At 64.5% G+C, this 23,325-nt stretch carries 23 protein-coding genes; 2 read left to right on the top strand and 21 right to left on the bottom strand.

The genetic code is table 11. The features are described from left to right. Nucleotides 1-3: 3 nt before the first annotated feature. Nucleotides 4-1,668, bottom strand: a complete 1,665-nt coding sequence (locus CG471_RS10535; protein ID WP_037491025.1) for an ATP-binding protein — start codon at nucleotides 1,666-1,668, stop codon at nucleotides 4-6. Nucleotides 1,669-1,905: 237 nt separating this feature from the next. Between CG471_RS10535 and CG471_RS10530 the strand changes: the two genes are divergently transcribed. Further along, a complete protein-coding gene (locus tag CG471_RS10530) occupies nucleotides 1,906-2,988 on the top strand; it encodes an acyltransferase (RefSeq protein ID WP_099231859.1) in 1,083 nt (360 codons plus the stop codon). Nucleotides 2,989-2,992: 4 nt separating this feature from the next. Here the strand turns inward: CG471_RS10530 and CG471_RS10525 are convergent, their stop codons facing one another. The 11 genes from CG471_RS10525 to CG471_RS10475 all read right to left on the bottom strand — a co-directional run bounded on the left by CG471_RS10525 (nucleotide 2,993) and on the right by CG471_RS10475 (nucleotide 13,393). Next, the gene (locus CG471_RS10525) at nucleotides 2,993-3,997 is read right to left on the bottom strand and encodes an LLM class flavin-dependent oxidoreductase (RefSeq protein ID WP_180275666.1); all 1,005 of its coding nucleotides are present in this window, start codon (nucleotides 3,995-3,997) and stop codon (nucleotides 2,993-2,995) included. 45 nt (nucleotides 3,998-4,042) lie between these two features. Continuing rightward, nucleotides 4,043-4,474 (bottom strand): Hpt domain-containing protein, encoded by a 432-nt coding sequence (locus CG471_RS10520; protein ID WP_010338559.1) that lies wholly within the window; start codon nucleotides 4,472-4,474, stop codon nucleotides 4,043-4,045. A gap of 55 nt (nucleotides 4,475-4,529) precedes the next feature. After that, nucleotides 4,530-4,766 (bottom strand): sulfurtransferase TusA family protein, encoded by a 237-nt coding sequence (locus tag CG471_RS10515; protein WP_026109037.1) that lies wholly within the window; start codon nucleotides 4,764-4,766, stop codon nucleotides 4,530-4,532. Next, a complete protein-coding gene (der, locus tag CG471_RS10510) occupies nucleotides 4,756-6,120 on the bottom strand; it encodes a ribosome biogenesis GTPase Der (protein ID WP_010338561.1) in 1,365 nt (454 codons plus the stop codon). Before der ends, CG471_RS10515 begins: the two co-directional genes overlap by 11 nt. Nucleotides 6,121-6,152: 32 nt before the next feature. Then, the gene (locus tag CG471_RS10505) at nucleotides 6,153-7,502 is read right to left on the bottom strand and encodes a PQQ-binding-like beta-propeller repeat protein (protein ID WP_004210733.1); all 1,350 of its coding nucleotides are present in this window, start codon (nucleotides 7,500-7,502) and stop codon (nucleotides 6,153-6,155) included. An 8-nt stretch (nucleotides 7,503-7,510) separates the two neighbouring features. Continuing rightward, nucleotides 7,511-8,209, bottom strand: a complete 699-nt coding sequence (locus CG471_RS10500) for a tetratricopeptide repeat protein (protein WP_004210734.1) — start codon at nucleotides 8,207-8,209, stop codon at nucleotides 7,511-7,513. 74 nt (nucleotides 8,210-8,283) lie between these two features. Continuing rightward, on the bottom strand, nucleotides 8,284-9,156 hold the full coding sequence (gene panB, locus CG471_RS10495) for a 3-methyl-2-oxobutanoate hydroxymethyltransferase (protein WP_004210735.1): 873 nt from the start codon (nucleotides 9,154-9,156) through the stop codon (nucleotides 8,284-8,286). 102 nt (nucleotides 9,157-9,258) lie between these two features. Next, on the bottom strand, nucleotides 9,259-11,718 hold the full coding sequence (locus CG471_RS10490; RefSeq protein ID WP_010338564.1) for a TonB-dependent receptor: 2,460 nt from the start codon (nucleotides 11,716-11,718) through the stop codon (nucleotides 9,259-9,261). Nucleotides 11,719-11,885: 167 nt separating this feature from the next. Further along, nucleotides 11,886-12,074 (bottom strand): YezD family protein, encoded by a 189-nt coding sequence (locus CG471_RS10485; RefSeq protein ID WP_004210739.1) that lies wholly within the window; start codon nucleotides 12,072-12,074, stop codon nucleotides 11,886-11,888. Nucleotides 12,075-12,184: 110 nt separating this feature from the next. After that, nucleotides 12,185-12,853: an alpha/beta hydrolase gene (locus CG471_RS10480; protein WP_010338566.1), complete on the bottom strand. Its 669-nt coding sequence runs from the start codon at nucleotides 12,851-12,853 to the stop codon at nucleotides 12,185-12,187. Nucleotides 12,854-13,027: 174 nt separating this feature from the next. Beyond that, nucleotides 13,028-13,393 carry a PRC-barrel domain-containing protein gene (locus tag CG471_RS10475; RefSeq protein ID WP_037511472.1) on the bottom strand — a complete coding sequence of 122 codons (366 nt, stop codon included), beginning with the start codon at nucleotides 13,391-13,393 and terminating at the stop codon, nucleotides 13,028-13,030. Between the two features lie 86 nt (nucleotides 13,394-13,479). On the opposite strand from CG471_RS10475, the gene CG471_RS10470 reads away from it, so the two are divergent. Continuing rightward, nucleotides 13,480-13,911 carry an OsmC family protein gene (locus CG471_RS10470; protein ID WP_099231836.1) on the top strand — a complete coding sequence of 144 codons (432 nt, stop codon included), beginning with the start codon at nucleotides 13,480-13,482 and terminating at the stop codon, nucleotides 13,909-13,911. On the opposite strand, the gene CG471_RS10465 is transcribed toward CG471_RS10470, so the two are convergent. The 9 genes from CG471_RS10465 to CG471_RS10425 form a co-directional block, all read right to left on the bottom strand. Further along, entirely contained in the window at nucleotides 13,908-14,813 is a 906-nt protein-coding gene (locus tag CG471_RS10465; protein WP_099231835.1) for a DMT family transporter, read from the bottom strand. The two genes, CG471_RS10470 and CG471_RS10465, sit on opposite strands and share 4 nt — an antisense overlap. Before the next feature lie 53 nt (nucleotides 14,814-14,866). Continuing rightward, a complete protein-coding gene (locus CG471_RS10460) occupies nucleotides 14,867-15,673 on the bottom strand; it encodes a class I SAM-dependent methyltransferase (protein WP_099231834.1) in 807 nt (268 codons plus the stop codon). Nucleotides 15,674-15,760: 87 nt separating this feature from the next. After that, complete coding sequence (locus CG471_RS10455; RefSeq protein WP_099231833.1) at nucleotides 15,761-16,486, bottom strand: anti-sigma factor; 726 nt, start codon at nucleotides 16,484-16,486, stop codon at nucleotides 15,761-15,763. Next, complete coding sequence (locus CG471_RS10450; protein WP_038292604.1) at nucleotides 16,479-17,006, bottom strand: sigma-70 family RNA polymerase sigma factor; 528 nt, start codon at nucleotides 17,004-17,006, stop codon at nucleotides 16,479-16,481. The genes CG471_RS10455 and CG471_RS10450 overlap by 8 nt, the downstream gene beginning before the upstream one ends. A 5-nt stretch (nucleotides 17,007-17,011) precedes the next feature. Then, the gene (locus tag CG471_RS10445; RefSeq protein WP_099231858.1) at nucleotides 17,012-18,235 is read right to left on the bottom strand and encodes a glycosyltransferase family 1 protein; all 1,224 of its coding nucleotides are present in this window, start codon (nucleotides 18,233-18,235) and stop codon (nucleotides 17,012-17,014) included. Between the two features lie 46 nt (nucleotides 18,236-18,281). Next, nucleotides 18,282-19,007 (bottom strand): hypothetical protein, encoded by a 726-nt coding sequence (locus tag CG471_RS10440; protein ID WP_257211498.1) that lies wholly within the window; start codon nucleotides 19,005-19,007, stop codon nucleotides 18,282-18,284. Nucleotides 19,008-19,087: 80 nt separating this feature from the next. Next, nucleotides 19,088-20,620, bottom strand: a complete 1,533-nt coding sequence (locus tag CG471_RS10435) for a CpaF family protein (RefSeq protein WP_004210759.1) — start codon at nucleotides 20,618-20,620, stop codon at nucleotides 19,088-19,090. Nucleotides 20,621-20,719: 99 nt separating this feature from the next. Then, entirely contained in the window at nucleotides 20,720-21,292 is a 573-nt protein-coding gene (locus tag CG471_RS10430; RefSeq protein WP_257211497.1) for a hypothetical protein, read from the bottom strand. Beyond that, complete coding sequence (locus tag CG471_RS10425; protein ID WP_099231830.1) at nucleotides 21,289-23,277, bottom strand: hypothetical protein; 1,989 nt, start codon at nucleotides 23,275-23,277, stop codon at nucleotides 21,289-21,291. Before CG471_RS10425 ends, CG471_RS10430 begins: the two co-directional genes overlap by 4 nt. Between the last annotated feature and the right edge of the window lie 48 nt (nucleotides 23,278-23,325).

Here is a 23,325-nt window from a genome sequence, read left to right as displayed (position 1 = left end):
CGATCAGCGCCCCTGGTTGCGCCAGCGGGTGATGGTGCGGGTAAGGATATCGTCCTCGCCGCCGGCCTGGCGCCAGAGCTGGGTGAAGCTGGGATCGCCGGAAGCCGGGCGCCGCGCTTCTTCCAGATTGTCGAGCGCGACGCGGATCGGCACTGCGACACCTTCGCCGCAGATGATCGCCTCGCGGTTGCGCAGGGCAGGGATCGAATCGAGGAAGCCGCGCGCGCCTTCGGGCATCGCCGCCTTCACGAAGGCCTGGTCGCGGTCGTTGTTGAGGCGCATCGAGATGATGGTGCCGCACTGCGACAGCACGCCTTCGGCCAGGTCGGACGGACGCTGGGTGATGAGGCCCAGCGATACGCCATATTTACGGCCTTCCTTGGCGATCCGCTCTAGGATGCGGCGCACCGCCTGACCGCCGCCGGCGGTGCTGGCGGGGATGTAGCGATGGGCTTCCTCGCACACGAGCAGGATAGGGCGCTGCGGTTCGTCGCGCGCCCATAGCGCATAGTCGAACACCAGTCGGGACAGCACCGAGACGACCACCGAGGTGATGTCGGAAGGCATGGAGGACACGTCGATGATCGAGATCGGCTTGCCGCCAGAAGGCAGGCGGAAGACCTTCGCGAGGAAGGCCTGCATCGAATCGGCCACCAGCATGCCGGAGAACATGAAGGAATAGCGCGGGTCGCCCTTGATCTCGTCGACCTTGGACTTGAGGCGCAGATAGGGGAGCGACCCGGTGCCCTTGTCGAGCTTGCCCATCTCGTTCTGCAGGATCGCGGTGAGATCGGACAGGAGATAGGGGACGGGCGAATCCACGGTCAGGCGGCCGATGCTTTCGGCCAGCCGGTTCTTCATCCGCGCGGCGAGCAGGCATTTCGCGAGGATGTCGCAATCCTGGGTGCGCTCGGCGCCTTCGGAGGTGACGAACACCTCGCAATGTTCCTCGAAATTCATCAGCCAATAGGGCAGGGCGAGATTGTTCACGTCGAACACCGCGCCATTCTGCTGGAAGGCCGCGCCATATTCGCCATGCGGGTCGATCATGACGATATGGCCCTGGGGCGACAGGTCGCAGATGCGGTGCAGGATCAGCGCCGCGCTGGTCGACTTGCCGGTGCCGGTCGAGCCGAGCAGTGCAAAATGCTTGCCCAGCATCGAATCGACATAGAGCGCCGCGCGTGTGTCCATCGTCGGATAGACAGTGCCGATCTGGACATGCGGCCGGTCGTCGGCGGCATAGATTTGCTGCATGTCGTAGCTGGACACCGGGTAGATATCGGTGCCGGGCGTGGGATAGCGGGTGACGCCGCGCCGGAATCCGTAGATCCGGCCAGTCAGCTTTTCCTCATCGCCTTCGCCCAGAAAATCGATATCGGCGATGATCGCCCCGCCATCGCGCCGGTCGAGCATCAGCGACCGGATATTGGCGATCAGCCAGCGATCGCCGACCCGCATCTTCACCTGGCTGCCGACCTGGCCGGCCATGGCAAGGCAGGTGTCGGGATCATGGGCCAGCGCCGCGAGGCTGTTGGGATCGACCAGGATCTTCGAACTCGACCCGGCGATCTGGAACACCATGCCCAGCGCCTGGTGCAGGCCGGCAGACGATGCGGCAGCGCCCGTGTCGTGCGAAAATTGATGTGCGCCCGGCATCTGGGTCATGAGCCTCTATTGTCCCCCGCAGCCGGCACGCGTCCGGCAATCGACCAGATTGCTATCGGGGGGAGGTAAATATTGGATTACCCACGGGCCGAAATGCCCCTTGCGGAACGGCCCATGGAGCGCGGAAATCCGCGCTGATGCGTCCCATGATCCCGCTTCCGGCTCGCTCCGTCGCGCGGGAGGGGGAACAGGAGCGGGTTTCGGGCATTGGAAACCTGCCACAATCAGGATTTTTGCTTGCCCGATATCGTCTTGGCCAATGCGACGCGCCGTTCCGACGCGATCGCGATTGCGCGTGTGATCTGCATTCTGGGTGTCGTCTATGTCCATGCCTGGACCGGACGGAATGGCCAGGATCTGGAATTGCTGCGTGGCTCCCCGCAGGAAGGGCTGCGCTGGGTGCTGATGGAGATTTTCGGCCGCAGCGCGGTGCCGCTGCTGGGCCTGATCTCCGGCTGGCTGGTCGGCGGGTCGGCGCGCACGCGCAACTGGTTCGATCATGTCGGACGCAAGGCGCGGACCATCCTGCTGCCGATGCTGTTGTGGAATGCGGTGGCGATCCTGCTGGTGTCGGGCGCGGCCTGGCTGCTGGGTCTGTCGGCGCCGGTGCCGCAGTCGGGCGGCTGGATCGCCGAGGAATTGTTCATCATCAACCGCAATCCGGACATCAATGTCCAGATGCCGTTCCTGCGCGACCTGTTCCTGTGCATGGTCGCGGCGCCCTTGCTGGTGCGGTTGCCCAACTGGATGCTGATGGCGGTCGCGCTGGTGGCGCTGTCATGCCAGATTGCGGGGCTCGGGCCGCCGGTGCTGATGCGCCCGTCGATCCTCTTCTTCTTCACTATCGGCATATTGGCCCGGCGGGAGGGCTGGGCGGACCGGGCCGCGGCTGTGCCGATGCTGGCAGCTTCCCTGCCCTTCGGCCTGCTGATGGGCGCGCAGCTCTATGTCTCGCTCAAGGGCGGGGCGGGGCTGGCGCCGCTGGCCCTGGCGTGCCTCGACATGGCGGTGCGCATGGCGGCATCGCTCTGCTTCTGGCGGCTGGCCTGGGCACTGGCCGAAAGCCCGGCGCGCGGCCTGCTGATGCGGGTCGAGCCCTATGCCTTCTTCCTCTTCTGCGCCCATCTGATCCTGATCTGGCTGGGCGGGCCGCTACTGGGGCAATTGTTCGGTCCGCTCGGATCGCCGCTCTATCCGCTCTATCTGATCGCCCAGCCCATCCTCGTGCTGGCGGTGGTCATCCTGATCGGCAACCTGATGCAGCGCCTGTCGCCGACCATGGCCGGGCTGATGAGTGGCGGCCGGCTGGCCGCCACCTGAGGCATTAGGCCAGTTCGCGGGCGCCGATCGCCTGCGCCGCTGCCATGGCGATTTCATAGCTGCGCTTGCGCGCCGCCGGATCGAAGATCTGGGCGGCAATGATCACCTCGTCCACGCCGGTGCGATCGATGAAGGCGGCCAGGTCGCGCTCGACATCCGCCTGAGTGCCGATGCTGGAGGCGCTCAGGACGTCGGACAGCATCGCCCGCGCCTGCATCGGCAGGCTGTCATAATAGCCCGCCAGCGGCGGTTGCAGCTTGCCGGGCTGGCCGGTGCGCAGCCGCACGAAGGCCTGTTGCATCGAACTGGCGACCAGTTCTGCCTCCACCGCACTGTCGGCGGCGAAGATATTATAGCCGGCCATGGCATAGGGGCGGTCAAGCTGGGCCGAAGGGCGGAAGTCGCGGCGATAGATGGCCAGCGCCTCGTCCAGCGCGGCCGGCGCGAAATGGGAGGCAAAGGCGTAGGGCAGGCCGAGCGCGGCCGCCAGTTGCGCGCCGTAGAGGCTGGAGCCGAGAATCCAGAGCGGGACATTGGCGCCTTCGCCCGGCGTGGCCTGAATGCCCAGTCGATCGTCGCCGGCGAAATAGGCCTGGAGTTCGATCACGTCACGGGGGAACTGGTCGGCCCCGCCGCTGAGGCTGCGGCGGATGGCCTGCGACACTTTCTGGTCGGAACCGGGGGCGCGGCCCAGGCCTAGGTCGATGCGGCCGGGGAACAGCGCATCGAGCGTGCCGAACTGTTCGGCGATCAGCAGCGGCGCGTGGTTGGGCAACATGATGCCGCCCGCGCCGATGCGGATGGATGAAGTCGCTTGGCCGATATGGGCGAGCACGACGGCGGTGGCGGCCGACGCGATGCCGGGCATGCCATGATGTTCGGCCACCCAGAGGCGGTGATAGCCCAATGCTTCGGCATGGGCGGCCAGATCGGCAGCGTCGGCAAGGGCGGCGGATACGTCGCTGCCTTCGCGGACAGGGACGAGATCAAGGACGGAGAAGCGGGTCATGGCCGCCATATGGGGCCATGGTCAGTTTTATTTCAATACCGAATATCAGCCGGCGCGACCAAAGCCCTGCGGTTCGACGCGGCGGCCGAAGGTGGGACGGCGCGCGACCAGCGGATTGGCGTCGCGATCGAGCAGGGCCATGGTCTCGGTAAAGCAGGGGCGCAGCGCCACCACGGTCTCGATCAGTTCGTCCGGGCTCTCGCGAAATTCGACGCAGCGGCGTGCGACCATCTCGATCTCTTCGGCCATGGCACTGAGCCGATGGGCGCCGAACTGAGCCGATTCGCCCTTTAGCGTATGGGCCGGACGGACGAGGGACACGGCATCGCGATCGCGAAAGGCCTGCTCGATGCTGCCGATCGCCTTTTCACCATCTTCGCGGAAATAGCCCAGAATGCGCATGAAAGCCGTACCCAGCTCCGTGCGGGTCCGGGCAAAATCGTTCCAGTCCACCAGTTCGGTAGCGTGTTCGGGCACCTGCGCACTCCTTTCCTGACGCTCGCGAGATTAGCCGGCGGGCGTAAACAGCCGGTTAAGCCGGCACCTTGCTGAGTGCGAAACGCTGCGGGGAAAGAGCGGAAAATTGCCATCCATGCTGCTGCGCCAGCGCTGCCAGTTCACGCGGCGCGATAGCGTCGTCGGCATCGATCGTCACATGATCTGCGTCACGCATCGCTCGGGCGGCGCGCAGGACGGGCCAGGGACATTTCATGCCCCTGGCGTCGACATGAAAGGGGGCGGCATCGGGGCCGCCCGCCTCATTTGGCATAGGGATTCTTGGCGCTACGCAGCGTCAGGCGCACCGGCACGGCGCCAAAGCCCAGTTCCTTGCGGATGCCGTTCACCAGATAGCGGCGATAGCTTTCGGGCAATTCGTCGAGCCGCGTGCCGAACAGCACGAACGTCGGCGGGCGCGTCTTGTTCTGGGTGATGTAGCGCAGCTTGATCCGCTTGCCACCCGGTGCCGGCGGCGGATTGGCCTCCAGCGCGGCTTCGAACCAGCGGTTGAGCACACCGGTCGAAATGCGCTGCGACCAGGCGGTGCGGGTTTCGAACGCGACCTTGATCAGGTCATCGAGGCCCTTTCCGGTGGCCGCCGACACAGTCATGATCGGCACGCCGCGCACCTGCGCCAGGCCGTCGAACAGCGCCTGCTTGATACCCTGATACAGGGCCGAGCCATGTTCCACCGTATCCCATTTGTTGAGGGCGACGATAAGGGCGCGGCCTTCCTCCAGCACCTTGTCGGCGATGCGCAGATCCTGCGCCTCCAGCCCGCGGGTGGCGTCGAGCAGCAGCACCACGACTTCGGCGAAGTTCACGGCATTGAGGCCATCGGACACGGCCAGCTTTTCCAGCTTGTCCTGCACCTTGGCGCGCTTGCGCATGCCGGCGGTGTCGATCAGGCGGACGGGGCGTTCCTCGCCCTCATAGCTGGTCCACATCCAGTCGACGGCGATGCTGTCGCGGGTGATGCCGGCTTCCGGGCCGGTCAGCAGGCGGTTTTCGCCGAGCAGCCGGTTGATAAGGGTCGACTTGCCGGCATTGGGACGGCCAACGATGGCGAGCTTGAGCGGCGCGCTCTCTTCGTCCTCGTAAAATTCCTTCTCATGCTCCTCGCCATCCTCGCGCTCGAGATAGGGGAGCAGCGCCTGGAACAGGTCGGCCAGGCCCTGGCCATGTTCGGCGGAGAAGGGGATGGGTTCGCCCAGGCCCAGTATGAAGGCTTCCATGACGCCGGCTTCGGTCGCCTTGCCCTCGGCCTTGTTGGCGACCAGGATCACCGGGGCATCGCCCTCGCGCAGCCAGCGGGCGATTTCCTCGTCCAGCGGGGTGATGCCGGCGCGGGCATCGACCATGAACAGGGCGACGTCGCAATTCTCGACCGCGGCCTGGGTCTGCATGCGCATGCGGCCGGGCAGGCTGTGGGGATCTTCATCCTCATAGCCGGCGGTGTCGATGATGGTGAAGTCGAGGCCCAGAAGATGAGCCTCGCCCTCGCGCCGGTCGCGGGTGACGCCGGGCTGGTCATCGACCAGCGCCAGCTTCTTGCCGACCAGGCGGTTGAAAAGGGTGGACTTGCCCACATTGGGCCGCCCGACAATGGCAACTGTGGGCAGCATGATGTGGGCCCGTTTCCTTTCTATCGCTGCCCTTAACGCAGCGCCGTCAGCTTGCCGTCATCGGCAAGGATGTAGAGCATGTTGTTGGCGACCACCGGCGAGAGCGACATGGACTTGTTCATGTCCACTGCCTGCTGGATGGTGCCGGTTGCCGGATCGACATAGTTGAGATCACCATGTGTCGATACCAGAATCAGGCGGCCACCGGCAAGGACCGGGCCGGTCCAGCGGATCGCCTTGTCCTTCTTCTTTTCCTTCTGCCAGCGGCGCAGCTGGCTGATCCAGCGGATCTTGCCGGTCGCGCGGGCGACGCAGAGCAGCTTGGCATCGCTGGTGACGGCAAACACCCACTCACCTGCGATCCAGGGGGTGGAGATGCCGGCGATGTTGATTTCCCACAGGCGCTGGCCGCTGGTGAGTTCATAGGAGGCCATGCGGCCGCCCTGGCCGATCGCGAAGACGCGGCCACGGTCGATCACCGGATCGGCGTCGATGTCGGTCAGCGAGGCGACGGCGGTGGAGATGCTGGTGCGCGATAGCGCATCACCCCACAGGGTGCGGCCATTTTCATAGCGATAGGCGTTGATCTCGCCCGAGCTGTAGCCTGCGATCACCGTACCCTGCGCGGCGGCCGGAGCGGCCACGCCGAAAATGCCGGTCACCTGCAGCGTGCCGCTGTCGGTCCACTGGGTCGCGCCGTCGCTCTGGTTGAGGGCGAAGATCTGGTTGTCCTGGCCCATCACATAGACATGGCCATTTTCCAGCGTCGGGGCGCCGCGCAGCGGGCCGCCGGGATGGACCTTCCACCCGATCGAGCCATCGGCGACATTCATCGACACGACGTCGCCGACGCCGGTGCTGGCGAACAGCTTGTCGCCCAGGACGCTGACGCCGCCGCCGAACAGGGCACGACCATTGCCTTCGGCCGGAAGGCTGGTCTGCCACAGCTTTTGGCCGGTGTTGGCATCCATCGCGATGACATGGGCGCCGGCGTCGATCACGAACAGCTTGCCGCCGGACACGACGGGTGCGGAGGCCAGGCGCGCCTGGGGCGTGCTGCCTTCGATCGATGCGGTCCAGGCCTGCTGCGGCGCTGCGCCCAGCGCCAGATGGCCCATCGCCTTGGACGGATCGCCGCCCGGCTGCGACCATTGGTCATTGGCGTAGGATTCGGGCAGGGTGACGGGCACGTCAGCCAGGGTCGGATCGACTTCGATCCCCTGTTCGTTCGACAGGATCGAGGTGCGGTTGCCGACCACCGGGGTCTTGGGGCCGCCCTTCTTGCCGCCGACCACGCCGCAGCCCGCCAGCATCGCAACCAGGGCGACGGTGGTCAGGGTACGGCCCATCGGGCCGAATTTCGTGATGCTGTGCTTAGCCATGCGCTTGCTTATCCCTGTACCGGTTCGGCGGGCGTTTCGACCGCATCAATTCCCAATAGACCCGCCATCTGTCGCGCACGTGAACGGATCGACTGGGGCACATTCTCATCCTTGGCCATGGCCGCGAACATCGGGCCGGCAAGCTCGGGCTTGCGCATCTTCATATAGGCGATAGCAACCAGTTCGCCGGCGCTGCCGAACCAGGGCGCACCCTCGACGGCGAGGGGCTTGAGGCGATCGACTACCTGCTGCGGCTTGAGCGCATCGAATTCGATCGTGGTCTGACGGATCAGGGCCAGGTCGCGATAGGGCTGGTCGAGCGAGCTGTCCGCCGCCATCGCTTTATAGGCTTCGATCGCGGCCTTGTTATCGCCCTTGCGCGCGGCGAGGCCGGCCTTCACCAGCAGGGCGGAGGCACGATAGCCGGGCTGGCTGGCCTTGGCCAGGGCATCGACATCCTTGGCATCGGGTGTGCCGCCGCCGACCGCGGTCGCCAGCATCTTGTCCATCTGTTCGGACACGGCTTCCGACTGGGTCTTGCTGTAATGCTGCCAGTAGAGCCAGCCGCCAAAGGCGGCGAGGCCGACGATCAGCAGGACGGCCAGGGCGCGGCCATAACGCTGCCAGAAGGTCAGGAGCTGGTCCTGGCGGACGGCGTCATCGACCTCCCGCATGAAGGCTTCGCTGTTTTGCGGCGTCAGGGCCACGGGAATCTCCGAAAAATGGTCAGTAGGGGCAGCCGGAAGGCGGGATCATTAGCGGCGTGGCAGAGACACGCAAATCACTTTTTCGGCCGATAGACCTGATCATCGCCCGGAAAGCTGCGATTGCGCACCTCCGCGGCATAGCTTTCTGCCGCCTGGCTGATCGTTTCGGCAAGGTTGGCGTAGCGTTTCACGAAGCGGGCGGTGCGTTCGAACATGCCCAGCATGTCCTCCGCCACCAGCACCTGGCCATCGCAACGGGCCGATGCGCCGATGCCGATCACGGGTATGTCGACGCTGGTCGTGATGATGTCGGCCAGTTCCTCCATCACCCCTTCGACCACCATGCCAAAGGCGCCGGCGGCGGCCACGGCCTTGGCGTCGCCCAGGATCTTGGCATGTTCCTCCTGGCTCTTGCCGCGCGCGCCATAGCCGCCCAGCGCGTTCACCGCCTGCGGCGTCAGGCCGATATGGGCCATCACCGGGATGCCGCGCTGGGTGAGGAAGCGGATCGTTTCCGCCATCGCCTCGCCGCCTTCCAGCTTGACGCCGGCGCAGCCGGTTTCGGCCATGACGCGGCTGGCGCTGGCAAAGGCCTGCTGGGGCGATGCCTCATAGGAGCCGAAGGGCATGTCGACCAGCACGACGCTGTGATAGCTGCCGCGCACCACGGCGGCGCCATGGGCGATCATCATGTCGAGCGTGACCGGCAGGGTGGAGGGCAGGCCATAGATGACCTGGGCCAGCGAATCGCCGACCAGCAGCATGTCGCAATGCGGATCGAGCAGTTGCGCCTGGCGCGCGGTATAGGCGGTCAGCATCACCAGCGGCTCGTCGGTCTTGCCCTCGAACTTGCGGCGCTGGATCTGCGGCACGGTCAGCCGCTTCATCGGCGCGGGCGTGGGATTGGCGCGGCTGGTCGCGGTGTCGAGCGTGAAGGTCGTGGACATGGGGCGCGGTCTAGCCCAGCGCGGGGCGGCGTGCAAATGCCGGACCGGCCGGCGCGGCATGATGCACGCGCCGGCCGGCCGTCCTGTCCGTGTCCGATCGGATCAGAAGGAAAATTTGATCGTGCCGCCCCAGGTCTGGGGATCGCCGACCTGGCCGGCGATCAGGCCGGTATTGCCCGGTGCGACCTGGAGGTTTTCGATATAGTTGACGTCGAAGGCGTTGCGCACCCAGCCGAACACATCGAAGCCTTCGCCGCGGAAGCCGGCGCGGACGTTGGTCAGGGCATAGCCCTTCACTTCGGTGTAGATGGATGGCGAGGCATTGCTGTTCCAGTGCGAACGGTAATTGCCGTCGACGCCCAGATAAAGCTGCCCGTCCTTCGCCAGCAGCGTGACCGGAATGTTATATTCCGCGCCGTAGGAGAAGGCCCATTTCGACACGCCGGGCAGGTTCTGCCCCGAAATGTCGCACTGGCGTGGGCTGAGTGCGCCGGGGACGCCGGGCTGCGAATAATCCGGGGTGGCGCCCGACGGCTGGTAGGTGCCGCCGGACAATTCGGGCGGGCAGGGGGCGTCGACGAACTTCTTGTACTTGGCGTCGGTAAAGGCGCCATTGGCATAGGCGGTGAAGCGGTCGCTGGCGACGATCTTGAAATCCGCCTCGATCCCCTGCGAACGGACCTTGCCGGCATTGGCGAGATAGCCGCGCACCGTGCCGAACTGGCCGCCATTCACGGTCGCCTGGAAATTCTTGATGTCGGTGCGGAAGGCGGTGAGGTTGAAGGTCGCCCGGCGATCCAGGAACTGGGTCTTGAGGCCGATTTCATAATGATTGACCGATTCCGGCTTCACTGTGCTGGCGTCGTAATTGACGGTGTTGTCGGCGTTGAGCGGCAGGCCATTCTGGTTGATGCCCAGCGTCTTGAAGCTCTTCGCATAGGTCGCATAGGCCAGCACGTCCGGCGCGATCTTGTAATTGACGTTGAAGTCATAGGTGAAGTTCCAGGCGCTGTCGGACGGGGAACTGACCTGGGGCTGGTAAACGCCGCACTGCTGCGTCGTTCCCTTGATGGTGCCGGGCTCCGCAACCGTGGTGCAGCTGATGGCCTGGCCCTGCGCGTTGGTGACGACACGCTGGTAGAAGCCGGACTTCTTGTCATAGTTCAGGCGCACGCCGGGCTGGATGGTCAGGGCATCCGTGACCTTCCAGCTGAGCTGACCGAACAGGGCGGCACTGTCGGCCTTGAGCCATTGCGTGTTGCTGGCGGTCAGGCCCGCCAGAGTGGCCGGAATGTTGGCAGGATTGTTCGGGTCGGTCGAGGGGGCAAGGCTCCACTGGGCGGCATCTTCGCCCTGCTGTTCGGTGCCCTGTGTGTCGATCCGCTGCTTGAAGCCGAACAGGCCGACGACGAAGTCGATGTCCTTGCTTTCGTAATTATAGCGGAATTCCTGGCTATACTGGTCCTGCTGCGAGGGGTTCTGCGACTTGGAGACGATCGACAGGCCGGTGAAGTCGCGGTCATTTTCAGGCTTCCAGTCCCAGAAGCGCCACGCGGTGACCGAGGTCAGCGTGCCAGGGCCGACATCCCATTTGATCTTGGCCGACACGCCGCCGATCTTGTTGCCGGCATTGAGGTTGGAATCGAGGTCCGTCAGCCGGTCATAGGGGTTGCGGCTGGGCACGACATAGCCCTGGGCAGCGGCGAGCGCATCATATTGGCGATTGAGCGGACGCTGGGTCTTGCCGACGCGCACGAAGGTGGTGCCGCAGCATTCGGGATCCTGCTTGCTATAGTCGCCCGACAAGGTGAGGCTGAAATCCTCGGTCGGCTGGAACAGCAGCTGGCCGCGAATGCCCAGATTGTCCTGCTCGTTGATCCAGCGCTGGCTGGTCACATTGTAGAGCGTCCCGCGGCGGCTGGTCGCGGCGACGGCGATGCGGGCGGCGATCGTGTCGGTCAGCGGGCCGGAAATGGCGGCCTTCGCCTGCTTGTAGTTCAGATTGCCGACCGTCAATTCGGCGCGCCCCTCGAAGTCGAAGGTCGGCTGGTTGGTCGTGATGTTGATCGCGCCCGCCGTGGTGTTCTTGCCATAGAGCGTGCCCTGCGGACCGCGCAGCACTTCCACCTGATTGACGTCGAGGAAGTCGAAGGTCGCGGCAGCGACGCGGCTATTATAGACATCGTCGACATAGATGCCGACGCCCTGTTCGAAGCCGTCGCTGGTGAGGCCGAACGGCACGCCAAGGCCGCGGATGTTGACCGAGGTGTTGCGTGGATTGGTGGTGTAGACCTGCAGCGTCGGTGCGAGCTGCTGCAGCTTCACGATGTTGAAATTGCCTGTCGCCTCGATGCTGTCGCCCTTCACCACGGAAATGGCCAGGGGCACTTCCTGCGCGGTTTCCTGACGGCGGCGGGCGGTGACGACGATCACGTCGCCGCGCGGGCTGCTGGCCTGCTGGTCATCGGCGGCAGCGGGTTGGGCGGCTTCGGCCGCAAAGGCGGCAGGCGTGACAAATGACGCGCTCGCCACGCTGGCGAGCAACAGAAAACGCGCAATCATGTTCTTCCCCTTGGTTCCGGAGGTCCGGTGAGTTTTGATCGCGGCGTTTCCGGTGGTCCGGTCAAAGCCGTGCTGGGGTCGTTTCTGGTGATGCGGCGTCCCCAGTGCCGCATCGGCATGCCATCCCCGACATGCCCTGATCTATGCGCTTGCCCTCCCTTGATCGGTCAGGCGGTCAGGCGCGTCTTTTCGGTGACGTCGATCTGCACGACGCGGGCGTCGTGGACGGTCAATGTGATGGAGCCGAAGCGCAGCCCTTCCAGCACGTCGCGCACCTTGTCGATGCTGGCGATGATGTCGGGGCGCTGGCCTTCGGCGCGGCTGTGGCGAAGTTCGATGGTTCTATGTTCGGTCATGTTCATCCCTCTGGCCGCGTTTTAACTCAACTGCATTAGTAGACAAAAAAGCAAATATAAGGGGCGCGCAAGATTCTCTTGTCGCGCCCCGGCGATGTCTGGGGCCGATATCAGCTGGTCATGCGCAGCCCGTCGGACGGGCGATCGAGCCGCGCCATCGGCATGGCCGGGCGCATCTGGCGCACGGCGGACGCCTGTTCCTGCGCATTGTCGATCAGCCGTTCCAGCAGCGCCTGGCCAAAGCCCCAGGCGCCCAGCCCCGAATCCGCGTTGATATGGCCGCTATGGCCGGCATCGACGAATTGGCTGCCCCAATTCTTGCCGATGCTGTGGGCGCGTTCGAAGAAGATATAGGGGTCGTTGCGACTGGCGACGAGGATCGACGGGAAGGGCAGCGGGGTGCGCGGCGTAGGGCCGAATCCGCCGATCGTTTCGGGCGTCTCCATCCGGTCGCAATCGGGCGGCGCCACCAGCAGCGCGCCGGTCACCGGCCAGCCATAGGCCTGGCTTTGCAGGGCGCCCCACCAGGCGACGGCCAGGCAGCCCAGGCTGTGCGCCGCCAGGATGACCGGGCCGTCAGCCTGGCGAATGGCGGCGTCGAGCCGCGTGACCCAGGCATTGCGATTGGGGCTGGCCCAGCTGCCCAGATCGACGCGCTGGCAATCGCCGCGTCCGCTGTCCCACAATGTCTGCCAATGATCCGGGCCGCTGTTGTTGAGGCCGGGGATGGTCAGCACGACCGGCTGGCGCGCGTCACCCGAATGTCCGAATCGCTCCATTATCCTTATCCTCGTCCTATATTCTGAGCCTCCCAAAATAATACTATTCATCTGGTAGACAATGGGTGAGCGCCGAAATGTGTCAGAATCTGGGCAACCTGAATGGCAGATAAACGGGCGCGTCGACCCCATGGCCGCGCGCCCGCATCAAGCCCCTGAACGGGCAGGAAAAAGCTACCAGGGGTAGATCAGCCCATAATATTGGTAGACGTTGCGACCATAGGCATCGTCGAAGGCCGGCCGGTCCTCGTCCAGATAGTGGGGCGCCTGTTCCAGCACCTCCTTGGCCAGTTCGATCACATAGCCGCCCTTGTCCGTATCATAGGCCAGCATCGACCAGGGCAGGGGATAATGTTCATTGCCCATGCCCAGGAAACCGCCGAAGGACAGCAGCGCATAGCGCACATGGCCGCTGCGCTTGTCGACCATGAAATGGGAAATCTTGCCAAGCCTGTCGCCCTGGCGGTTGTAGACGGCGGTGCCCTCGACCCGGTCGGACGCGATCAGGTCATGGCGATGCGCGCTCATCATCTCGGCCATTGTCACTCTCCTGCAAAAACATTCTATTCTGATGCAACCATGGGGAACCGCTGGGGTTCCTCCGCTTCACAGCAAGGAGCATCGGCATGAAGATCAATCGCAGCGGTTCGGCGGCCTGGAGCGGCGGCCTGAAGGACGGCAAGGGCACGATCTCGACCCAGAGCGGCGCGCTCGACGCCTATCCCTATGGCTTCGCCACCCGGTTCGAGGGCATGCCGGGCAGCAATCCGGAAGAACTGATCGCGGCGGCCCATGCCTCCTGCTTCACCATGGCATTGTCGCTGATCCTGGGCGAAGCCGGGCTGACGGCGGAAAAGATGGAGACGAGCGCAGTCGTCACATTGGAGCAGCAGGATGGCGGCTTTGCCATCACCGCGAGCAAGCTGACCCTGAAGGCGAAGATCCCCGGCGCCGACGATGCGACCTTCCAGGAACTGGCCGCCAAGGCGAAGGCCGGATGCCCGGTATCGAAACTGCTGAAGGCCGATATCAGCCTAGACGCGGAACTGCTGGCCTAAGCTGCCGCGATACGCCTGTCGTGGCGATGTTCACGCCAGGCGATATAGAGGCCGCTGGCGATGATCAGCGCGGCGCCGACCCAGGTCGTCCACATCGGCCAGTCGCCCCAGATCGCCCAGCCCAGCAGCGTGGTCCACAGGATCGAACTATAATCCATCGGCAGTACCACCGACACCGGCGCCCAGCGCAGCGCGGCGGTGAGGCAAAGCTGCGCGATGCCGCCGAACAGGCCGATCATCAGCAACAGGCCCCAGGTCTGCGCGTCATGCGGCTGGCCATAGAAGAGCATGCCGATGCCGAGCGGTGGGACTGACAGGGCAGTGAACCAGAAGACGACGACTCCTGCGCTCTCGGTGCGGCCAAGCTCGCGCAGCACCAGGCTGACGCTGGCCGTCACCAGCGCGGCGGTGATGGCGACGGCAACGCCCATCGGCGGAAAATGGCCGCCTTCGGGCCGGACCATGATGAGGACGCCCAGAAAGCCGATCAGGACCGCAGCCCAGCGATGGATGCCGGTGGGTTCGCGCAGGATCAGCGCCGACAGGATCGTGCCGAAGATCGGCATGGTGAAGCCGATCGTTGTCGCCTCGGCCGGCGGCAACAGGATGTAGGACAAGAAGTTGAGCGCCATGCCGGTGAGGCCGATGACCATGCGGGTCGCATGGACACTGATCCGCCGGGTGCGGATGGCGCCGATGCCGCTGCTCATCGCCAGCCAGGCGAAGACCACGGGCAGGGCAAGCGCCTGACGGTAGAAGAGGGTTTCGACCAGATGGACGCCATGGGCGTCGGCAACCCGGCCGGTCACGAACATTACCGCCAGGCAGATGACCGCGACCAGGCGCAGGCCGATGGCGAAGAGCGGGCGATGCGGGCGGGACGGGGCGGCGGCGCTGGACACGCCGCTTCCTTAACCCGGTTACGCGATGGCGCAACCGGGCTGGACCGGGTTTCTTACTTGAGCGGCTTACGGAATTTCAGCGTCATGCGGTCGCTTTCGCCGACCGCAACATATTTCGCCCTGTCAACTTCGCCGTTACGCAGCGTGGGCGGCAGGGTCCAGACGCCCTTTTCCCAGTCGGCCGTGTCCTTGGGATTGGCGTTCACTTCCGATGCGCCGACATATTCGAAGCCCGCGCCTTCCGCGATACGGCGAATGGTCGAGACCTTGAGATAGCCGCTGCTCTTTTCCAGCGCCGTGTCGCGATCTTCGGGCAGGCGATGGTCGACGATGCCCAGCGTGCCGCCGGGCTTGAGCATGGCGAAGAAGGCCTTGAAGGTCGCATCCTCGCTGCCGCCCATGACCATGTTGTGGACATTGCGGAAGGTCAGCACGGTGTCGACGCTGTTGGCCGGGATGCTGGCGGCTTCCTCGGGATAGGCGACCAGCTTCACCTTGTCATAGGCCTGCGGCTTTTCGGCCAGGAACTTCTTGTAGCCGTCAAGATAGCGGCCGGTGGGCTGGAGCGCGTAGAAGCTGCCCTTGTCGCGCAGCAGCGGCGCCAGGATTTCCGTGTACCAGCCGCCGCTCGGCGCCCATTCCACCACCGTCTGGGTCGGCGTCACGCCAAAGAAGGCGAGCGTTTCCAGCGGATGGCGATATTTGTCGCGGGCGACATTGGCCGGGGTACGGCTGGACGCGCCGATGGCGGCTGCCACCGGATCGGCGCCATGGCCGGCATGCTGGGCGACGGCCGCGCCCAGCGGCAGGAGGGCAAGGGCAGCGGCAAGCGCGATCGATCGGCGGGGAAAAGCGGACATGGGCAACCTCTCAACGGATCTGGAGCGCAGGGTGTGCCGTGCCCGCATCCCACTGGCAAGGAAATCCGGTGCTTATGGACCGGCCGGTCAGGACCAACTGCCCGCGATCGATTCCGCCGTGGCGTCGATCGCGGCCGGTTCATCCTCGCCAGTCAGCGCATAGGACATGTCGCCGCGCCGCCAATAGGCCACCGACTGGGCGCCCTCTCGCACCGAATCCGGCCGCTCGGGCGCGTCGGTGCGCTGGTGCATGGCATAGATGGACAGGTCGCGCCCTTCGGGCGTGCGTAGCGCGATCAGCAGTGCGGGGGTGCGTTCACCGGGGAAGAGCTGGACATCGGTCACGCGCCAGTCGGCGGGCAGGCCGGGAATGTCGATATGGGTGCTGGCCAATATCTCGCGCGGGTCGAAGCTGGGCGATTCGATCTGTCCCTGCATCCGGGCGCGGATCATGGCGACGCGGTGCGAGGTGGCGGCATCGACGACATAGGCGGGCGGCCCGTCGCGCACCATGAGCAGGGCAACGAAGCTTGCCGCCAGCAGGGCAAGGCCGCCGCCGGCGCCGATCGCAAAGCGACGATGGCGCGCGGCCGGCGGGCTGATCGCGCTCGCCTGTGCCGCCATGGCTTCGGGCAGGGGGGCACGGTCCTGCGCCAACAGGCGCAGCCCGGTGCGGGCGCTGAGGTCGCCCATCACCTGCGCGGCGAGGTCGGGCCGGCGCGACAGGCGGGTTTCCACCGCAAAGCGCCGGCCGGGATCGAGCTGGCCGTCGACATAGGCCATCAGTTCGATCTCCGAAGGATCCTCACTCATCCTGTCCTCCCACGATGCGCAGCCGATCGCGCGGCTGCCTGTCCCTGTCCTGTCGCAATGTCGCCCGCGCGCGGGCAAGGCGCGACATCACCGTGCCGACTGCTATGCCCAGAAGATCGGCGCTTTCCTGATAGCTCAGCCCTTCGACGACGGTCAGGTGCATGACGGCGCGCTGATGGTCGGGCAGGTCGGCAAAGGCGCGGGCGACCTGCATCAGGTCGGCGCGCACTTCCTGGTCAGGATCGGCATGATCGACCTGGATCTGGGCAAAGGCCAGATTGCGGCGCGTTTCCGCCGCCTCGCGCCGCTTGGCCGAGATGAAGACATTGTGGACGATGGCCAGCAGCCAGCGGCGGCGGCTGCGATCGGGCTGGAACTGATCGCGCCGTTCGATCGCGCGCATCACGGCGTCCTGCACCACATCGTCGGCGACGACATGGTCGCGCGACAGGGCGCGGGCATAGCGGCGCATGGCGCGCAGGTCCGCCTCCATTTCCATGTCCGTCCGCTTGCCCGTCATCCACATCATTCCATTGGGGCGCTCGCCAGTTCGCGATAGACGCGCGCCACCGAATCCAGGACATGGTCCCAGCGATAGTCGCCCGCCGTCGCCTCCGCCGCGTGGCCAAGCCGCCGCCTTAGGCCGGTGTCGCGGACGAGGGAAGCCACGCCGCCAGCATAGGCGCCAATGTCGCCCGGCGGCACCAGCAGTCCGTTGACGCCATTATCGATCAGGGCGGATGCGCTGGGGACGTCGGCCGACAGGACGGCAAGGCCGCTGGCCATCGCCTCCAGATTGACGTTGCCGAACGCCTCCGTGACGCTGGGATTGACCAATATGTCGGCGCTGGCGACCAGCGCGCCGAGACGTGCCCCTTCGACATGGCCGGTAAAGCTGGCATTGGGCAGATGGCGGGCGAGGGCATCGCGCGCCGGGCCATCGCCCAGGATCAGCGGGCGCAGCGACACGCCGCTGGCGCGTGCCGCCATGATGGCGTCGGCGAAGATGTCGAGTCCCTTTTCCCGGACCAGCCGGCCGAAGAAGAGCGGCACGACATCGTCGGGCGCATAGCCAAGCTGGGCGCGCAGGCTTTCATCTCGCATTGCCGGATGAAAGACGGATCGATCGACGCCCCGGCTCCAGAGGGCAATGCGCTCGGCGCCATGGATTGCGGCGAGGTCCGCAGCGATCGGCGGGGTCGGGGCAAGGATGCGGTCGCAATCGCCATAGAAGCGATCGAGATAGGCCTCGACCTTTGGGCGCAGGAAGCCGAGGCGGTAATAAGCAAGATAGGTTTCGAACCGGGTGTGCAGGCTGGCGACGGCCGGAACGGCGTTGCACCGCGCCCAGTTCAGCGCCTGCCGACCGAGCAGGTCGGGCGCGGACAGATGCACGATGTCAGGCTGGAACGCCTCCAGATCGGCACGGGCGGCACGGGTCAGGCCGATCGCGAGACGATATTCCGGGCGACCGGGAATGCAGAGCGAGCGCACCGATCGGACATCGCCGGCCGAGGCGAAGGCCGGCGTCGGCGCGGTCGGCGAATAGATGCGCACCTCTGCCCCATGCTGGTCCAGCATATGCCGGACCAGGCGGTTGAGCGCCCGGTTCGCGCCATCTCGCACGCAATCATAATTGCCCGAAAACAGCGCGATCTTCAGCGGCCGGGATGATGCCGGCGCCGCGGCGACCGGCAGGGCGGCATGAATATGGGCGCGAAGGGAAGAGAGCGGGGAATGCAGCGTCATGCCCCGCATACGCTTGTCGGATCGCGCCTATTCCATCGATGGCCAATTAAAATTGACGAATGATGCGCAGGCCGGCGGTGGGACGGAAGACATCGTCGCGCGGCCGTTCCGCGCCAAGCCCCGCCTGCATGGCGAAATTGCCGCCCAGTTGCTGGTGCAATTGCGGCATAAGCAGCAGGCCGCCCTCGCTGCCGCCCTGATAATTGATCTCCAGCCCCAATACCTGCCCTTCGCGACTGTCGTAGAAGGCTGAGTGGTTGAGGATCACGCCATTGCGGCCATGGCCGCCCGATAGCTTGACGTCGGCGAGCCCCGCCATCGTCACGCTGCTCCAGCGGCTATTGTAGCGATGGGCCGCCATATAGGCGAAACTGCTGCGATATTGTTTGGCGCGGCGGTCATAAATGCCGAGATATTGGACGCCATGACCGGTGCGTCCGCCGCCGGTGGTGCCGAAACTCGCCTGCAGGCCTAGCTTCAGTTCGGCGAGCCGGCCGTTGACGAAGGGCAGTTCGCCCTCGATCGCGAAGCCGTCGGCAAAGGCATATTCGATTTCCGGCGCCCAATGGACGGCGTCGTCATCGCCCGACAGCGGAACGGTCGCCAGCGTATTGACCTCCAGTTCGCCGCGCTTGGCGCCCAGCGGCCGCATCATGTCGAAGATCATCGGTTCGGGCACGTCGGGATAGGCGTCTGACGCCAGCGCGACATCGCCCAGAAAGGCGCTCGCCATGGCGGCGAGGCCATGGCGCGAAAGGGATCGAACGGACAAAAAAAGGCTGCTCCCGCGATGAGGATGTGACGATTCACATCCCCATCTACGCGGGAGCGGGCGCCCTTATTCCCTGAGGATCAGAGGCAGGCTTCCAGGAAGGGCTGGTCGAAGCCGAACATGCGGGCCTTGTCGAGCGTATAGGGGCGCAGGCCCATCGAGCGATATTCGCCGATGATCTTACCGCTGTCATCCTCGTCATGATATTCGAACTTGAACAGTTCCTGGGTGACGATGACGTCGCCTTCCATGCCGATCACCTCGGTCACATTGGTGACGCGGCGCGAACCGTCGCGCAGACGCTTCACCTGGACGATCAGGTCGACCGAGTCGGCGATCTGCTTGGAAATGGCTTCCTTCGGGATCTTGATGTCGCCCATCAGGATCATGTTCTCCATACGACCCAGGCATTCGCGCGGGCTATTGCTGTGGAGCGTACACATGGAGCCGTCATGGCCGGTGTTCATCGCGGCGAGCAGGTCGAAACATTCCGCGCCACGAATTTCGCCCAGGATGATGCGATCAGGACGCATACGCAGGGCGTTCTTGACGAGGTCGCCGATGGTGATCGCGCCCTGGCCTTCCAGGTTGGGCGGGCGGGTTTCGAGCGGCAGCCAGTGTGGCTGCTGCAGGCGCAGTTCGGCCGCGTCCTCGATGGTCAGCACGCGCTCGCCCGGATCGATCATCTTCGACAGCGCGTTGAGCATCGTCGTCTTGCCCGAACCGGTACCGCCCGAAATGACGATGTTGAAACGGCAGGCACCGGCGATCTTGAGTGCGGTCGCCATCTTCTGGTTCATCGCGCCCCATTGGGCGAGCATGTCGATGGTGATCGGCTTGGCCGAGAATTTACGGATCGAGATGGCCGTGCCCTTGAGGCTGAGCGGCGGCACGATCACGTTGACACGCGAACCGTCGGGCAGGCGGGCGTCGGCCAGCGGCGTGGTCTGGTCGACGCGGCGGCCGACCTTGTTCACGATGCGCTGGGCGATCTGGAACAGATGCTCTTCATCGCGGAACTTGATCGGCGCGATCTGGAGCTTGCCCTTCTTTTCGACATAGGTCTGCTCGGGGCCGTTGACCATGATATCGCTGATGTCCGGGTCGGCCAGCAGCTCTTCGAGCGGGCCGAGGCCCAGAAGCTCGTCGACCAGAACCTTTTCCAGCGCGAACTGCTCGCGCCGGTTGAGCGTCAGCTTCAGCTCGGCCAGAACTTCCATGATGATCGGCCGGAATTCTTCCGCCAGTTCATCCTTGGTCAGGGTCGCGGCCGCTTCGGGATCGACGCGTTCGAGCAGGCGGGGAAGCACCTGTTCCTTGATCTTGTGAACTGACGCCTCGAACCCTTGCGGGCCGGCATCGGCGACATGTTCGGCATTGGCGCGTTCGGACAGGCGCGACATGGCGTCCGCATTGCGCTGCATCTGGCTGGTCGGCGCCGACAGCGGGTCGAGCGGAATTTCGCCCGGCAGGGCGGCCAGGTCGAGCGGCGGGAACTGCTCGCCGCCGCGCGGGGCCTCCTCGCGCGCCGCGCCGCCGCTGTGCATCGGTCGGGCGACGCCGAAACCCGGCTTGATGCCGGCAGGTCCATTTTTCCGTCCAAATGCGCTCATAACTCTCCGCCGGAATTCTGCGATCGGGCCAGCCACCCCAAAATGGGCCGATTCACCATGGCTGGAGAAGGTGAATAAGCTGGAAACTTTGACAAATGGCTAATGGGCGTTTGACGGTGGTGGAGGCGTAACGAACCGCGGGTCTGCGCCAAACCAGCCGCCGATCAGGCGTCCGCCAGACAACAGGCGGCGCCCTTGTGGCGTGATATGAATTCGACCGTGTTCTACGCGGATATTGCCGGACATGGTCTGTTCCTCGACCCGTCGATCAATCTGCCGCATCTCGCCCAGATATTCCCGCGTGTAGACGTCTTCCAACGCGCGTGCGTCGAGTTGACCATCCTGTCGTTCGATACGGGCCAGCAGGAACATGGTGATCGAACGGTCGAAGGTGACCGGAAAAGTGATGAGGAAGCAGATGTTGAAAGCCAGGGACAAGGCGATGGCGCCGATTAGGGTTGGCACCGGCGGCCGCCACCGTCTGAGCATCAGTCCGCCAACCAGCATGATGGCTGCAGTCAGTCCGGCAATCATGACGCCCCTGTAGAACAGGATCGATAGAGAACCGAGCAAGGGGCTGCGGATAAGGCCGACATAGAGAGCGAGCCCGAATGCAAGCGTTGCGCCATAAGCGAAGGCTAGGCCAAACCACATTTTTACGGACATCTTCATGGCCGGCCTTCGGAAGGAACAGCTAGGACGCAGATTAGGGGCGTGCGATATAGGCAGGGTGTCGTCGTCGGAGGCGCATGATGCGCGCGCCAGACCGGGTCACGCTGAGTGAAGAGCAGATAGTCGATCTGGGCGGCGCGCGCGCGCGCCATCATCTCGCTGGTTGCAAGCGATTGATTGAAGATCGGCGCGACCACCGCCAGCCGGTCGTCGACCAGCTTCTGGCTGGCGCCGAACAGATTGGCCTGGAAATCTGCGATCGAGGGCCAATTATGGCCATAAAGCCCGAAATCGATGCCGCGCGCGGTGATGGTCGGATTATATTGGAGCACGGCGTCGGCGGGCAGATGGCGATCCGCCCATCCATATGCGTCCCGCAGCGCATGGCTGATTGGGGGCGCATTGTTGAGTTCGATCGGTCGTACGGGGAACAAGGGTGACCGAATGATCCGCAGGCCGATAATGTCCCATGTCGTGCCGGCAAGGCCAAGGACCAGCAAGGTCATCGCCAATGGGCGCAGTTTCCGGAGAGAGGGGATGCTCTGCGCATATCGCAATGTCCAGATGATCGTTGCCATGACGGTGAACAGGATCACGCGCCAGCCAAGGTCATTGTAGATGATCGTCGACCGCAGGAAGCTGGCCACGAACAGCGTAACAAGCGTACTCCAGAAGAGCAGGGCGCGCGTTGGTGCTCCCCGATCGCTGCGCCCCTTGCGGTGGCTCCAATAATAATATGCGCCGATCGCACATAGGCCCAGTTCCAGCCCGTAATTGAGTGGCAGCAGGGGAATGCGGAGCAATTGCTGCCCGATGCTGTCATCTTCCAGGAATGGCGTGAAACTGCGAACGCCGATGCCAAGAGGGAAGCTGCCGTCCGTCCGGGCGTCCAATATGTCGTGAAATTGCGGGATCGATAGGACAAGCGCGGTCAGGCCTGCAACCAGAAGGCGGATGTTGCGCCGCCACAGGGTCAGGCAGGCCCAACCGACGAGGAACGGGGCGATGCCGATGGCGATCCAGGTAGAGAGGCCGAACATTGTGGCAAAGGCAGTGCCTGCCATTAGGGCAAGGCAAATGGGCTGCCATGCGCCGCCGTTTTTCCGCTCCGGGTGAACGAGCAGCAACATGCCCGTCCAAGCCGCGACCATGGCAGAAACGTGATGCGGGACCCAGATCAGGGAGGTGCCGAGCGTGCGGACTTCCGAATTCCAAGTGTCAAGTTGCGGCTCGATCCGATGGGTGACCAGGAAACGGAACAACATGAACAGCAGGTCTGCACCGGACATGAAGCAGAAGAGGATCGCCAACATGAGCAGGCGATAATCTCTGCTGGGCCGGATGAATGCTGCATCCGCCATGATCCGCCATATCAACGCGATTACGGCAAAGCCTGCCCAATAGGCCGTGGCGACGAAGGCCATGCGCGCGCTGATCAGGTCACCACCGATCCAGCGGATTGCGGCGGGCCAGACGTAGAAATAATGATAGTAACCGGCCACGCCATCGCGTGCGTAGAAGGGGTCGGAGAAGGGAATGCCTTCCCGCACTATCTGTTCGGTTACGGCGGCGTGCTTGACCAGATCGAGGATGGTGAAGCTCTGGTAGAGCGAGCCGTTAATATCGATATCGACATAGCTCCAGGCGCAGATCAGCCACCAGAGCATTGCCGCGACGAGGAGAGGGAATATGGCACGCCAATGCCTAATGCTAACGCCCCGCAATCTGGCACCCCATAGTGCCAGCAACCCGTTGAGCAGCAGCATGGCGGGAATGCCCCCGAACCTTATCATCAAGGTGTCCAACACGGGAAGGACGGAAAGGCCGAGCAGCATGGCCCACCCGATGCGCTCCCACGAGCCCTCGACAGCTACGCCGCAGCGAGGCAGCAGTCGCACCAGTCCCAAACCCGGCAAATAGAGGATGAGTGGTGCAAGAATGGTGGCGAGGACCAGGGCGAACAGGTCCTGAAACAGATAAGGCATGGATGCTCCTCAACTGAGCATCGCGATAAAGAGGCTAGGTTAAGGAGT

The organism is Sphingobium sp. IP1 (genome assembly GCF_002708645.1).
GTDB classification, from domain to species: Bacteria; Pseudomonadota; Alphaproteobacteria; order Sphingomonadales; family Sphingomonadaceae; genus Sphingobium; species Sphingobium yanoikuyae.
The sequence above is the reverse complement of the archived record's forward strand: the minus strand, read 5'-3'. Positions and strand labels throughout refer to the sequence as shown.